This window comes from Sandaracinus amylolyticus, from assembly GCF_000737325.1.
Lineage (GTDB): Bacteria > Myxococcota_A > Polyangia > Polyangiales > Sandaracinaceae > Sandaracinus > Sandaracinus amylolyticus.
On record NZ_CP011125.1, the window covers coordinates 1,348,554 to 1,361,866 of the forward strand.

The following is a 13,313-nucleotide window of genomic DNA, read 5'->3' on the forward strand; positions in this document are numbered from 1 at the left end:
GGAACGCGCGAGGCCCGCGCTGCCGAGCGGCAGTCGCGGGCCTCTTCGCGGGATCGAGGACGGCTGCGATCACCAATCCGCGATCGCCGCGCCCCACGTGAACCCCGAGCCGAAGGCGACCATCGCGACCTTCATGCCGGGCTTCAGGCGACCCGTCTCCTCGGCCTCGGCGAGGAGCAGCGGGATCGTCGCCGCCGTGGTGTTGCCGTACTTGTGGATGTTGTGGATCAGCTTGTCCTGCGGGATCCCGAGCGTGTCCGCGACATACGTGTTGATGCGCATGTTCGCCTGGTGGAACACGAAGAGATCGATGTCGTTCGCGGAGAGCGACTGATCGAAGCAGACCTGCATGAGCGACATGCACATCTTCTCCACCGCGTGGCGGAAGACCTGCTTGCCGTCCATCTGCGGCCAGAGCGTGCCGGGATCGATCTCGGCCTTGCCGTCGCGCCCGTGGGGCAGGTTGACGAAGGGCTTCTTGCGGATGTCCCACACGGGCATCCAGAGCGCCTCCGCGAAGCGGCCGTCCGCGCCGAGGTGCCACTTGCGCACGCCGCGCTTCGGGTCGTCGGTCGCGCTCACGACCACGGCGCCCGCGCCGTCGCCGAAGAGCGAAGTCACGGTGCGCCCGCGCGTCGTCATGTCGAGCGCCGCCGAGTGCGTCTCGCCACCGACGACGAGCACGTGCTTGAGCGCGCCCGACTGCACCATCGAGGAGGCCGTGCCGAGGCCGTAGAGGAACCCGCTGCACTGGTTGCGGATGTCCATCGCGGGCACGTACTTGGGCATGTCGCCCTCGAAGAGCTCCGCGAACTTTCGCTGCATGAACACGCCGCTGCCCGGGAAGTGATGCTCGGGCGAGAGCGTCGCGAAGAGGATCATGTCGATGTCGCGCGGCGTGAGCCCGGCGCGCTGGATCGCGATCTTCGCCGCCTCGAAGCCCATGTCCGCCGAGCCCACGCCGTCCTCGGCGTAGCGGCGCTCTTCGATCCCGGTGCGCTGGTGGATCCACTCGTGGGTGGTGTCGATCCCGTACTGCGTGCGGAGATCGTCGTTCGTCACCACGCGCGGCGGCACGTAGCCACCGGTTCCCGAGATGTAGGCGTTCGGCACGGTTCTGAAACCTCCAGGGAGGCGCGTCGCGTAGCACGTCCGGGCGAGCCTGCACAAATGGACGATTGAGGGAGCCCTCGCGCGCTTCCCCGGGACGTTCGGACGTGGATGCGACCGCGCGTCGCGCACACGAATGCCTCAGCGGGGCAGCCTGCTGCGCGTCTGCGGGCTCGGGTGATCGTCGCACGGCTCGACGTTTCGCGAGCGTTTCGCGGCGCGGTCTACGCGGTGTGACGCGCGTGCGGCGTGAGACGAGACGCTGCAGTCGGGGCACGCGCCATGCAGCCGCGGGACGGCCTACCGGGGACGACCGAGCACGGCGAGCACCAGAGGAGACACATGCGTCAGGACTGGGGAATGAACGGGTACGGCGGCGACTGGCGCTTCCAGCAGCACGGGCGCGAGGACGACCGCTCGATGGGCATGCGCGGCCGCGACATGGAGCGCGGCGGGCGCGGCGGTTGGGCGCGCGACGACGATCAGCGCGAGCGGAGCTTCGGCTCCGGGATGCGCGATCGCGACGAGTGGCGCTCCGGCAACGGACGCGGCGGCAGCGAGGGCTGGGGCTACGAGGGACGCGGCGAGCGCATGCGCGGCGACGACGACGTGCGCCTCGAGCGCGGCGAGGCGCCGATCGTGAAGGTGATCGAGGTCGTCGCGCAGTCGCCGCACTCGTGGGAGGACGCGACGCGTCGCGCGGTCGCGGAGGCGAGCCGCACGATCGACGACATCAAGTCGATCTACGTGAAGGACATGCAGGCGATCGTCGCGAACGGGCGCATCGTCGAGTTCCGGCTCGTGGCGAAGATCTCGTTCGCGGTGCACGAGCACATGCGCTCTCGCCGCGCGCGCGAGGGTCGCCGCGAGTACGCCTGATCCACGGCGACTGGCGCGCTCGTCGAGCGTGCCAGTCGCGAGCACGTCAGTCGCGCACGACGGAGCGAGGGAGTCGGGCACGTCGTGTGTCCGACTCCTCGCGTCTGGGGCGCACGACGCGCACGAATGAACAAAAAAGCGAAGACGGACGGAGGCAATCGAATGGATCGCGATCGTCGGTACGGATGGGGCGAGGACCGTGAGCGCTGGGGCCGTGACCGCGACGAGCGTCGCGGCGGAGCCTCGCGCGAGCGCGACGACGACCAGCGCGAGCGCGGCGGGTACTTCGGCCGCACGCGCGACGAGGACTGGCGCAGCGCGTCGAGCGACTGGGGTGGTCGGGAGGACGACTGGCGCGGTCGCGACTACGGCACCTACGAGCGCTCGATGACGCGGCGCGAGGAGGACTGGCGCGGTCGCGACTACGGGCGCGACGACGAGCACGGCTATGGCCGCATGGGGCTCGGCGAGCGCGGCGGTTGGGGCAGCTCGCACGCGACCGGCGGATACGGCGCGGGCCAGCGCGAGAGCGGCACGACGGGCATGGGCCTCGGTGGTCGCACGAGCTCGTTCGGCACGTCGGGCGGCTATGGCGGCTCGAGCTACGGAATGGGCGGGACCGGCACGCCGGGAGGCTACGGCGGGTACACGCGCGGCGGCACCGGAGGCTACGGCGCGAGCACCGGGTACGGCGGCGGCTACGGCCACGGCGCGACCGGCATGGGCGGCTATGGCAGCTACGGCGGCGGTGGCAGCTACGGCGCGGGCAGCAGCTACGGCGGGGGCGGCTACGGCACGAGCACCTACGGGCGCGGTGAGCAGCGCGAGCGCGGAGCGAGCGGCTGGGAGCGCGAGCGCGATCGGGAGCGCGGCGGCTGGGAGCGTGATCGCGACGAGCGCGAGGAGGGCGGCTTCTTCCAGCGCATGGGCGAGGGGATCCGCAACGCGTTCGGCCTCGGTGATCGCGAGCGCGGACCGTTCTTCGGCAAGGGCCCGAAGGGCTACAAGCGCAGCGACGAGCGCATCCGCGAGGAGGTCTCGGAGGTCATCGCGCGCCAGGGCTGGATCGACGCGAGCGAGGTCGAGGTGAAGGTGGCGAGCGGCGAGGTGACGCTCACCGGAACCGTCTCGGACCGCGAGCACAAGCGGCGCCTCGAGCAGATGATCGAGGACGTGCACGGCGTCGACGACGTGCGCAACGAGCTCCGTGTGAAGCGCACCGAGCTGCACACGCAGACGGGCACCGCCGGGACGTACTCGACGACCACGACGAGCGGCGGCGACGCGACCGAGGGCGGCACCCGCGGTCGGAACGCGCGCTCGTCCTGAGCCACGGCGCGAGCACGAGAGCACGCGGGCGCGCGGGGCGGATGGCCCGGCGCGCCCGCGTCGCGTTCCGTCGTCGTCACGCGTGATCGTCGGCGGTGCGAGGCAGCCCGTGATCGCGCTCGCGCGCACCGTTCTCGCTGCGCGGGCGCGGGGCCGCGGCGCGCTCGGCGCGGTGTCGCTCGATGCGCACGGTGAGCTCGCTGCTGCGCTCGGCGAAGGTCGCGATCATCTCGGTCACCATCTCGACCGCGATCGCGCCCCCGACGCGGCCCATCGTGCGCGCGAGGCGCTTCAAGCGCTTGCGCGTCTTCTTCTTCAGCTTGTGCCTCATCGCGACGCGTGCGGTGCAACCGAGGTGCCGCGGGGCGCGTCGCCTGCGCATGCGAGCGCCACAGGGCGAGGCGACATTGCGCATCTCGGTTCGCGGGACGCCGGGAGAATTTCCCCACGAACGCGCCTGGGGCGCACGCCGGGGACGCGGTACGCGGGCTGCAAATCCTTCCTTCGTGGCGAAGAAGGCGAAGCGACTCCGCAAGCGCATCCGCAAGTCGGTGCGCCGCGCGATGCCGATCGCGGCACCGCTGCTCGGCGCCGCCGCGATCGCGGGCGCGGTCGGATCGGCGCTCGCGAGCGATTCGTTGCGCGAGCGGGTGCGCAGCGCGTTCGACGTGGCGATCGCGCGATGGCGGGATCGGCGCGAGGGCGAGCGCGAAGCGCGCCCCGCGCCTGCGGTCGCGGATGCCATCTGAGCCGCGAGGATGTCGAGGCACGGGACGCCGGGGCGGTGTCGAGGAGAAGCGATGACGACGAGCCGAGTCGAGATGCAGCAGCACGACGTGGAGCGTGCGCGGGAGCTCAACCCGCACCGGGCGCTCCTCACGAGCCTCTTCCACGAGCTCTTCCAGACCGAGCGCTCCGCGGAGATCCACCCGCCGCTCGAGGCCGCGCGTCTGGGGAACAGCGCGCCCGCGCGCGCGCTCCGCGCCGTGTCGTCGCATGCGGCGTCGGTTCGTCCCGAGCTGCCCGAGCTGGCGCGGCGGCGTGGGCTGCCGGTGTCGCGGACGGGCAAGCGCATCGGAGACAGCTTCTCGTGGGTGCGGCGCCACTTCACCGACGGCGTGATGGAGTCGGAGCGCTCGTATCGCGCGACGTTGCTCGGCATCCGCCACGGCGTCGATCTCGTGAAGCTGATCCGCAGCGCGGCAGAGGCGGCGGACGATCGTGATCTCGTCTCGTGGTGCACCGAGTGGCTCTCGGTGCGTGAGCCGCTCGTCGAGGAGGTCTGCGCGCAGCTCGCGTGGTTCGGGTGGCACCCGGAGAGCGCGATCCAGCACACCGGCAAGGTGCGCGGTCTGCTGGATCGTCTGCTCGGCCGCGCCGACCGCGACGGGTCGCGCTCGTCGCCGGCGCTCGGTCAGGTGTGAGGGCGAGCGCGGGCTCGGCCGTCGATCACGACGGATCCATGCCGAGCCCGCTCCCGAACCCCGGGATCGTCTCTTCCTCGCCGAGGAGCTTGGCGATCACGCCGACGAGCTGCGCCGGCTCGACCGGCTTCGTGAGGTGCGCGTCGAACCCCGCGGCCTGCGCGCGCTCCGCGTCGGCAGCGCCCGCGTAGGCAGTGAGCGCGACGATCGGCGTCAGCACCTCGCTCGCGCGGAGCCTGCGCACGAGCTCGTAGCCGTCGGCGCCCGGCATGCCGATGTCGCTGATGATCGCGTGCGGCCGCACCTGGCGGATCACCTCGAGCGCCTCCGCGACCGAGCCTGCGACGTCGACCTCCGCGCCCGCCTCGCACAGCGCGACGCTCGCGAGATCGCGCGCGTCGACCTCGTCGTCGACGACCACCACGCGATAGCTGCGCAGCACCGGCGTGCTCGCGCGCATCGGCTTCGGCGGGCGCACCGCGAGCGGCGTGCTGCGCGGCGGGCGGCGAGGCAGGACGATCGTGAAGGTCGCGCCGAGGCCCGAGCCTTCGCTCTCCGCGCGCACCGTGCCGCCGTGCAGCTCGACGATCTGACGCACGATCGAGAGGCCGAGCCCGAGCCCTCCGTGGCGTCGCGTCGTCGCCTGCTCGCCCTGCCGGAAGCGATCGAACACGTGCGGGAGCAGCTCGGCCGCGATGCCCGCGCCGGTGTCGCGGATCTCGATGCGCACCTCGTCGGCCTCGGGCTGCACCGCGATCGTCACGCGCCCCCCGCGCGGCGTGAATTTCAGCGCGTTCGAGAGCAGGTTCGACATCACCTGCCGCACCCGCCCGAGGTCCGCGACGACGCACGCGTCGCGCGCCGAGATCGCGTGCATGACCGTGATGCCCTTCGACACCGCGCTCGGCCGCGCGGCCTCGACCGCGTCGCGCGCGATCGTCGCGATGTCGATCGTCTGCACCTCGAGCGCGAGCTTGCCCGCGATGATGCGCGACGCGTCGAGCAGGTCGTCGATGATGCGCGCCTGCGCCTCCGCGTTCCGATCGATCACGTCGAGCGCCTTGCGCACCATCGGATCGAGCGGCACCGCCTGCTTCGCCAGCGCGCCGCCGTTCTTCGCGAGCGAGGCCCAGCCGCGGATCGCGTGCAGCGGCGTGCGCAGCTCGTGGCTCACGATCGCGAGGAACTCGTCCTTGAGCCGGTTCGCGACCTCGGCCTCTTCGCGCGCGTCGCGCTCGCGCACCAGCAGGGCCTCGCGCTCGCTCGCTGCGCCCTCGAGCTGCCGCGCGAGCTCCTCCGCGTGACGTCGCGCCCGCGCGAGCTCGGTGATCTCGACCGTGTCGAGGCCGACGCCGAGGATCGCGCCGTCGGGCGAATAGACCGGGAACAGATTGCCCAGCCAGTCGCGGCGCGTGTCGTCGTCCTCGCTCCCGCGCGAGATCGGCTGCGAGAACGTCGCGCCCTCGGTGAGCACGCGGATCAGCAGCGGCTCGAGCAGCGGCGCGAGCTCGGGCGCGGTGTCGCGCAGCGTGCGCCCGACGTGCGCCTCGGGGTGACGTCCGGTCATCCGCGCGAGCGCGCGGTTCACGCGGATGTAGCGCAGGTCGCGGTCGAAGAACGCGACGCCGGAGGGCGAGTTGTCGAGCACTCCGTCGAGCAGCGCGAGCGTCGTCTGCGAGCTCTGCAGCGCGGCCTCGGCCTCGGCGCGCGCACGCCGCTCGCGCGCCAGCAGCGCGGTGCGCTCGCGCTCCGCCGCGTGCCGCTCGTCGACGAGCTGCGCGGTGAGCCCGAGCAGATCGCGACCGAGCCGCACCGCGTGCAGCTCGATGCGGCACCGCTCGCTGCCCGTCTCGAGCGTCACCGCGCGCGCCTCGGTCGTGCCCGACGCGAGCACGCGCGCGAAGCAGTCGAGCGTGCCGTCGCGCTCGGTGCTCTCGAGCACGTGCGTGAGGCGCGCCCCGAGCTCCGTGAACGCGCCGCCTCTCGCGCGCGCCGCCGTGTTCGCCCACACCAGCTCGAAGTCGACCACGCGCTCCGTCGCGTCGCGCAGCGCGCGCTCCACGAGGAAGGGCGTGCTCGCCGCTTCCTGCACCGCGCGGAAGCGATCCTCGCTCCGCTGCAGCGCTTCCCGCTCCGCGTCCAGCGCGCGCACCAGCCGCTCGATCCGAGCGCGCGCGAGCGCGAGCTCGTCGCCATCGGCCGCCGAAGCGACGCGCGCGCCCTCGGCGGCCGAGCGACCCCCGTCGCCCACCGTCGTGTCCCCCATCACGCGAGCGACTCTATCCCGCACGACGCGACGCGTCAGCGTCCCGGATCGCACGGTCCAGAACGGAAGTCACCGCACGCTCGACGCGTGATGGAGCGTCGTCCCTGCGACGACCCTGCGTCGTTCCGTCGCCTGCGCTAGGAGAGCCTGATGACTCTCGTGGTGCAGTGTGAATTCAGAGCGCAGGCCGGCAGCGAGGCAGAGTTCCTACGGGTGGCGCGTGCGTTGGCGGCCGCCGCCGCGACCGAGCCAGGAACGTTGCGCTACCAGTGGTTCGTCACGCAGAAGCCCGGTCACTACTCGATCCTCGAGGAGTACGTCGACGCCGATGCGGCAGAGGCCCACAACCACCACGTGGGCTCGCTGCTCCGCGAGCTGTTCGCGGTGGCGGATCTGGTGTCGGCGACCCTCTACGGAGAGCTCAACCAGTACTTGCGAGACTGGACCTCCGGCCGCGAGGGTGTTGCGGTCCACATGCCATTGACGCCGGCCCTCGAGGCACGCGCATGACGCACGAGGGCCGCCCGCTCGGCGGGTGATGGATCAGGTGCGCCGGAACGTCGGCTCCGTGAGGAAGTCGGGCGCCGAGCGCTCGTCTTCTTCGTCGACGCGCACCGGGATCGGCGTCATCGCTTCGTCGATCGGCTTGGTCGCGAGCGCGGTCGTCGCGGGCCCGTGCAGCACGCTGCCGTCGGTGTCGAAGCGCGAGCCGTGGCACGCGCAGTCCCAGCTGCGCTCGGCCTGGTTGAAGTGCACGAGGCAGCCGAGGTGGGTGCACACCGGCGAGACCGCGCTCAGCGTGCCGTGCGGGTCGCGGTAGACCGCGAGACGGCGCCCGTTCACGCGCACGATCTTGCCCTCGCCGCGCGCGACCTCGTCGACGCTCGCCGCCTCGGCCTGACCGAGCACCCAGTCCTTCGCGTAGTGGACCGGCACGTCGATCATCGTGTGCTTCACGAACTCCTGCGCCGACGCGAAGGGCTTGATGCGCCCCGCGGCGTAGAGATCGGCCCACGGCGAGACGCGGCCCATGATCGCGTCGGCGGTGATCATCGCGGCGATCGTGCCGAACGTCATGCCGTTGCCGCTGAAGCCGGTCGCGAAGTGCACGTGCTCGCCGGTCGGGCGCGTGCCGATGAACGGCAGTCCGTCGACCGGCTCGTAGACCTGCGCCGACCATCGCAGCGCGGCGCCGCCGAAGCCGAAGCGCTCGAACACGTACTTCGCGAGCTCGTCGTAGTGGCGCTCGGTCTCGCTCTCGCCGCCGGTGCGGTGGTCGGAGCCGCCGATCACGACGAACGTCTTCCCGAGCACCGTCGCGTTGCGGATGTAGTGGTACGGCTCGTAGGTGTCCCAGAAGAGGCCGGGCGCGCGCTCGATCGGGGCCTCGAACGCGAGCACGTACGAGCGGTACGGCGAGACCTTCGTCTGCAGGAAGTACTTGTGGGGCGCGGCGTCGGTCGCGAAGAAGACCTTCTGCGCGCGGACCTCGTGGCCGCTCTCGAGGTGCAGCACGCACGGCTCGCCCTCGTCGACCGCGAGCACGCGCGTGTGCTCGAAGATCCGCGCACCGCGATCGCTCGCCGCGCGCGCCAGCCCGTCGAGGTACGCGCCCGCGTCGATCTGCGCCTGGTTCTCGTAGCGGATCGCGCGCGCGATGCGCTCGGCGTAAGGCAGCGGGATGCTCGGCTCCTCGGCGACGAGCAGGCCCGCGCGGCGCGACGCGGCGAGCTCCTTGCCGATCGTGTCGAGCCCCTTCGGATCGTCGTTCTCCGCGTAGAGCCAGCCCGGCACGCGCTCGAGCTCGCAGTCGATGCGATAGCTCGAGACGTTCAGCGCGATGCGCTCGATCGCGGCGCGGCTCGACTCCGCGACGAGGCGCGCGCCCTCCTTGCCGAAGCTCGACTCGAGCTTGTGGTAGCGAGTGTCGACGGCCTCGGTGAGGTGCGCCGTGGTTCCGCCCGTCACGCCCGAGCCGATCGTGCGCGCCTCGAGCACGCACACGCGCTTGCCCGCCTCGGCGAGCATCAGCGCGGCGGTGAGCCCGGTGATGCCGGCGCCGATGATCGCGACGTCGGTGTGGTGCTCGCCTTCGAGCATCGGAAAGCGAGGGTGCGGCGAGACGTTCCAGAGCGAGACGGTCGACTTCATCGAGGTTCCTCGGCGTGTGGAGCCGTCGCCGAGGCTGCGAGCTGCGTGCCACCGTCCTGGGCCGCGCGTGTGCTCGCGTCGCGCCGCGAAGCGTGGCGCGATGCGACCCTCCGGGGCGTTCCGCCCGCGCGATCACGGGGGAACGTCGGTTGCAGCGATCGCACGCGTGGCGAAGCGCGTACGCAGCACCGAGAAGGGCGAGCCGGCGATCGAGCTCGTCGACTACGCGTCGCTCGAGGACGAGGTGCCGTGGAGCGCGGCGCCGTTCGTGCCGGAGAGCGCGTCGCTCGGCGTGCTGCGCGACGCGGTCGAGTCGTGCCGCGGCTGTCCGCTCTATGCGCGTGCGACGCACGGCGTGCTCGGTGTGGGCCCGGCGCGCGCCCGCGTGATGCTCATCGGCGAGCAGCCGGGCGACCGCGAGGACGTCGAGGGCCTGCCCTTCGTCGGTCCCGCGGGGCGCGTGCTCGACGAGGCGCTCGAGGAGGCCGAGATCGATCGCGACGAGGTGTTCGTCACGAACGCCGTGAAGCACTTCAAGTGGGAGCCGCGCGGCAAGCGACGCATCCACCAGAAGCCGCGCGCGCGAGAGGTCGAGGCGTGTCGCCCGTGGCTCGAGGCCGAGCTCGCGCGGGTGCGTCCGCGCGCGCTCGTCGCGCTGGGCGCGACCGCGGCGCAAGCGCTGCTCGGTCGCGCGTTCCGCGTCACCAAGGATCGCGGCCGCGTGATCGCGAGCCCGCACGCGCCGATCGTGCTCGCGACACACCATCCGTCCGTCGTGCTGCGCGCCCCCGATGCGGCCTCGCGCGCCGCGCGACGCGCCGAGCTCGTCGCGGATCTCCGCGTGATCGCTGCACACCTGGGCGAGCCGTCGCGCAAGTCGCGCGAGGGGGATCGCATTCGCGCGCGCGAACCGTAGAATGGCGCGCCCCGCTCTCCGGGCGGAGCACCGCGCCGATGCACGACGCCCTGCACATCCCGACGCTCGCCGCATGCTTCGGCGAGTCTGCCGAGGCGGTGTGGGTGATCCGGCGCGAGGGTCGTCCCTGGTTCGCCAACGCGGCTGCGGAGCGCAGCGCGAGCATCGGCGGCGCGGCGCTCGCTGCGAGCCTCGAGCGCGCGCGCGCGCTGGTGGTGGAGCGCGGCGAGAGCGCGCGCGTCGAGGTCGACACCGGCGTCGTGCGCGTGATGCGCGCGAGCCCGGTGCGCGACGCCGAGGGGCGCGTCGTCGCGGTCACGATCGTCGCGACGGTCCGCGACACGACGCGCGCGCCTTCGCCCGTCGAGCGCGAGCGCGCGCGGCTGCAGCGCATCATCGACCACGCGCCCGCGCTGGTCGCGATCCTGCGCGGGCCCGATCACGTCTACGAGCTCATCAACGAGCGCTTCAAGCAGACGATCCCCGAGGCGGGCTCGCTGATCGGCACGAGCGCGCGCGCACACCGCACCGATCTCGTCGCGCAGCAGTTCGTCGCGCGCCTCGATCACGTGCACAAGACCGGCGAGGCGTACGAGTCGGTCGAGGTGCCGCGCGTGGTCGAGCGCGAAGACGGCCCCGAGACGATCTACCTGACCTTCGTCTTCCAGCCGATCCTGCGCGAGTCGGACCGCAGCATGGTCGACGGCGTCGTCACGTTCGCGTTCGACGTCACCGAGTCGGTGCTCGCGCGCAAGCAGGTCGAGGAGACGAGCCGCGCGAAGGACGAGTTCCTCAGCACGCTCAGCCACGAGCTGCGCACGCCGCTCAACGCGATCGTCGGGTGGTCGCACCTCCTGCGGACCGGCGCGCTGCAGGGCACGCAGATGCAGCGCGCGCTCGAGGCGATCGACCGCAACGCGAAGGTGCAGAAGCGGCTCATCGACGACCTGCTCGACTTCTCGCGGATGGTGAGCGGCAAGCTCGGCGTGAACGACGGAGTCGTCGATCTCGCGGAGCTCGTCACGACGGCGGTCGACTCGATCCGACCCGCCGCCGAAGCCAAGCGCCTGCAGCTCTCCACGCGCCTCGAGGCGCGCCCTCTGGTCTCGGGCGATCCCGATCGACTGCACCAGGTGATCGCGAACCTGCTCTCGAACGCGACGAAATTCACGGGGCCACGGGGACGCGTCGAGGTCGTGGTGCGCGCGACCGAGGATCGCGCGGAGCTCGAGGTGCGCGACGACGGAGTGGGCATCGACCCTTCGCTCCTGCCGCACGTGTTCGAGCGCTATCGACAGGCCGACGGATCGACGACGCGCCGTCACGGCGGGCTCGGCCTGGGGCTCGCGATCGCGCGCGCGATCGTCGAGATGCACGGCGGCCGCATCGACGCGTGGAGCGAGGGCATCGGCCGCGGCACGATCATGCGGGTGTCGCTGCCGTGGTCGCTCGAGCCCGAGCGCGACGAGCCGGCGTCGGTCGGCGTGCGCCTGGCCGCCGGAGTGCCGCGCCTCGCGGGCGTGCGCGTCCTCGTGGTCGACGACGAGATCGACGCGTGCGTGCTCGCCGAGACGGTCCTGCGGCGCGCGGGCGCGGAGGTGCGCTCGACCTCGACCGCCTCGCGCGCGCTCGACCTGCTGCACGAGGGCGAGGTCGACGTGCTGGTGTCGGATCTCGGCATGCCCGAGCTCGATGGCTTCACGCTGATCCAGCGGGTGCGCGCGATGCCCTCGCCCGCGTGCCGCGTGCCCGCGGTCGCGCTCACCGGCTACGCGCGCGCGGAGGATCGTGTCCGCGCAGTCGACGCGGGCTACGACGCGTTCCTGACCAAGCCGCTCGACGTGGACGCGCTCGCGCTCGCGGTCGCGCGCGCGGCCGGGCGCGTCGCCGAGTGATCGCGCGGCACGTCGCGCCGGCGGTCGCGCTGTGTGCGCTCGCGGCGTCCAGCGCGCACGCCCACGGAGGGCGGCTGCAGACGCAGCACGTGATCGTCGAGGACGGGCGCGTCACGTCGATCGCGACGTTCGGCCTCCTCGCGCGCGACGCGCCCGATGCGCCGTTCCGCTGGACGTGCCAGGAGTCGATCCCCGACGCGGTCGCGGGCATCGCGACGCCGGGCGTCGTGATCGGCGAGCGCGTGCTGCTCGCGGGCAACTTCGGGATCGTGCGCGGCGAGCGGCGTGGGTGTGCGTGGTCGCGCGACGACGCGACGCGCGACCGCTTCGTGCCCGACGTGGTGCGTGCGCCCGACGGTGCGGTGCTCGCGGTGACGGGCGACGGCGGGCGCGAGAACCACGTGATGCGCAGCGACGACGGCGGCCTCTCGTTCGCGCCGGTCGGCGCGCCCCTGCCCGAGGGTCTGCTCGCCGATCGGCTGCGCGTCGCCGGCTCGCGCATCTACGTCGTCGGCACGACGCGCGAGGCAGGCTCGATCGCGCTGCGCGGCGCGATCGCTCGCAGCGACGACGCGGGCGCGACGTGGCGCGAGCTCGATCTCGGTGCGCTCGAGGACGACGAGCGCGTGGTGCGCGGCCTCGAGATCGAGCCCGGCGATCCCGACGTGCTCTTCGTGGTCGTGCAGGGCGCCGAGCACGACCGTCTCGTGCGCACGACCGACGGCGGCGAGACGTGGGCCGAGATCGTCACGCTGGCCGCGCTTCCCGGCCCGATCGAGCGTCCGTTCGCGCTCGCGCACGGCCTCGGCGGCGACGTGTTCTTCGGCAACACCGGCACGGGGCTCTCGGTGTTGCGCGCGAGCGGCGCGATCGATCCCGTCGACGAAGGCGTCTCGGTCGCGTGCCTCGCGCGCGACGGCGCGTCGATGTGGATGTGCGGCGACGGCCTGCTCGACGGGTTCGCGCTCGCGCGCTTCGCGCTCGACGCGCCCTACGCGCGCGAGCCGGCGCTGCGCTTCGACGAGATCGAGCGACGCGCGTGCGAGAGCGAGGTCGACTGCCTGTGCGACGCGTGGTGGAGCGACTTCCGCATCGAGGCGGAGCTCGATGGAGGGATCACTTCGTGCGACGCCGGCGCCGCGCCTCCACCGCGTGGCGGTGGATGTGCGTGCTCCGTCCCTGCGAGTGCGCGTGGCTCGTGGCCGCTCGCTCTCGGAGGAATGGTGAACATCGCGCTGCTCGCGTTGCGCCGGGCGAAGCGCGCGTGTTAAGTCGGGCGCTCATGCGACTCGCCGCATCGCTCGACGGTGGCGCGCACGACGATCACGACGGCGCACACGACG

The 13,313-nt window shown here is 72.5% G+C and carries 12 protein-coding genes; 8 read left to right on the forward strand and 4 right to left on the reverse strand.

The features are described from left to right. Positions 1-69: 69 nt before the first annotated feature. On the reverse strand, positions 70-1,113 hold the full coding sequence (locus DB32_RS05610; RefSeq protein WP_053231393.1) for a 3-oxoacyl-ACP synthase III family protein: 1,044 nt from the start codon (positions 1,111-1,113) through the stop codon (positions 70-72). Between the two features lie 339 nt (positions 1,114-1,452). On the opposite strand from DB32_RS05610, the gene DB32_RS49010 reads away from it, so the two are divergent. Continuing rightward, on the forward strand, positions 1,453-1,989 hold the full coding sequence (locus tag DB32_RS49010) for a dodecin family protein (protein WP_205627027.1): 537 nt from the start codon (positions 1,453-1,455) through the stop codon (positions 1,987-1,989). A gap of 162 nt (positions 1,990-2,151) precedes the next feature. Next, positions 2,152-3,318: a BON domain-containing protein gene (locus DB32_RS05620; protein ID WP_053231394.1), complete on the forward strand. Its 1,167-nt coding sequence runs from the start codon at positions 2,152-2,154 to the stop codon at positions 3,316-3,318. Positions 3,319-3,394: 76 nt separating this feature from the next. Here the strand turns inward: DB32_RS05620 and DB32_RS05625 are convergent, their stop codons facing one another. Then, positions 3,395-3,649 carry a hypothetical protein gene (locus DB32_RS05625; RefSeq protein WP_053231395.1) on the reverse strand — a complete coding sequence of 85 codons (255 nt, stop codon included), beginning with the start codon at positions 3,647-3,649 and terminating at the stop codon, positions 3,395-3,397. A 175-nt stretch (positions 3,650-3,824) separates the two neighbouring features. Here DB32_RS05625 and DB32_RS05630 point away from each other — a divergent pair, with 175 nt between their 5' ends. Further along, positions 3,825-4,067, forward strand: coding sequence for a hypothetical protein (locus DB32_RS05630; protein WP_053231396.1), 243 nt, complete (start codon positions 3,825-3,827; stop codon positions 4,065-4,067). Between the two features lie 51 nt (positions 4,068-4,118). Beyond that, a complete protein-coding gene (locus DB32_RS05635) occupies positions 4,119-4,742 on the forward strand; it encodes a hypothetical protein (protein ID WP_053231397.1) in 624 nt (207 codons plus the stop codon). Between the two features lie 25 nt (positions 4,743-4,767). On the opposite strand, the gene DB32_RS05640 is transcribed toward DB32_RS05635, so the two are convergent. Further along, positions 4,768-7,062 carry an ATP-binding protein gene (locus DB32_RS05640; protein WP_157068753.1) on the reverse strand — a complete coding sequence of 765 codons (2,295 nt, stop codon included), beginning with the start codon at positions 7,060-7,062 and terminating at the stop codon, positions 4,768-4,770. A gap of 96 nt (positions 7,063-7,158) precedes the next feature. Between DB32_RS05640 and DB32_RS05645 the strand changes: the two genes are divergently transcribed. Beyond that, complete coding sequence (locus DB32_RS05645; protein WP_053231399.1) at positions 7,159-7,518, forward strand: putative quinol monooxygenase; 360 nt, start codon at positions 7,159-7,161, stop codon at positions 7,516-7,518. 33 nt (positions 7,519-7,551) lie between these two features. Here the strand turns inward: DB32_RS05645 and DB32_RS05650 are convergent, their stop codons facing one another. After that, complete coding sequence (locus DB32_RS05650) at positions 7,552-9,159, reverse strand: FAD-dependent oxidoreductase (RefSeq protein ID WP_083457165.1); 1,608 nt, start codon at positions 9,157-9,159, stop codon at positions 7,552-7,554. Between the two features lie 244 nt (positions 9,160-9,403). Between DB32_RS05650 and DB32_RS05655 the strand changes: the two genes are divergently transcribed. From DB32_RS05655 to DB32_RS05665, 3 genes are read left to right on the forward strand one after another with little or no spacing between them, the layout of a single operon-like run. Next, positions 9,404-10,075 carry a UdgX family uracil-DNA binding protein gene (locus tag DB32_RS05655; RefSeq protein WP_053238689.1) on the forward strand — a complete coding sequence of 224 codons (672 nt, stop codon included), beginning with the start codon at positions 9,404-9,406 and terminating at the stop codon, positions 10,073-10,075. A gap of 38 nt (positions 10,076-10,113) precedes the next feature. After that, complete coding sequence (locus tag DB32_RS05660) at positions 10,114-11,970, forward strand: ATP-binding response regulator (RefSeq protein ID WP_053231401.1); 1,857 nt, start codon at positions 10,114-10,116, stop codon at positions 11,968-11,970. After that, positions 11,967-13,241, forward strand: a complete 1,275-nt coding sequence (locus DB32_RS05665) for a WD40/YVTN/BNR-like repeat-containing protein (protein WP_053231402.1) — start codon at positions 11,967-11,969, stop codon at positions 13,239-13,241. Before DB32_RS05660 ends, DB32_RS05665 begins: the two co-directional genes overlap by 4 nt. The last annotated feature ends 72 nt before the right edge of the window (positions 13,242-13,313 follow it).

Excerpts from the sequence above, each read along its gene's own strand:
- DB32_RS49010 (WP_205627027.1), top strand. The coding sequence starts at position 1,453 with ATGCGTCAGGACTGGGGAATGAACGGGTACGGCGGCGACTGGCGCTTC.
- DB32_RS05645 (WP_053231399.1), top strand. The coding sequence starts at position 7,159 with ATGACTCTCGTGGTGCAGTGTGAATTCAGAGCGCAGGCCGGCAGCGAG.
- DB32_RS05660 (WP_053231401.1), top strand. The coding sequence starts at position 10,114 with ATGCACGACGCCCTGCACATCCCGACGCTCGCCGCATGCTTCGGCGAG.
- DB32_RS05620 (WP_053231394.1), top strand. The coding sequence starts at position 2,152 with ATGGATCGCGATCGTCGGTACGGATGGGGCGAGGACCGTGAGCGCTGG.
- DB32_RS05635 (WP_053231397.1), top strand. The coding sequence starts at position 4,119 with ATGACGACGAGCCGAGTCGAGATGCAGCAGCACGACGTGGAGCGTGCG.
- DB32_RS05625 (WP_053231395.1), bottom strand. The coding sequence starts at position 3,649 with ATGAGGCACAAGCTGAAGAAGAAGACGCGCAAGCGCTTGAAGCGCCTC.
- DB32_RS05650 (WP_083457165.1), bottom strand. The coding sequence starts at position 9,159 with ATGAAGTCGACCGTCTCGCTCTGGAACGTCTCGCCGCACCCTCGCTTT.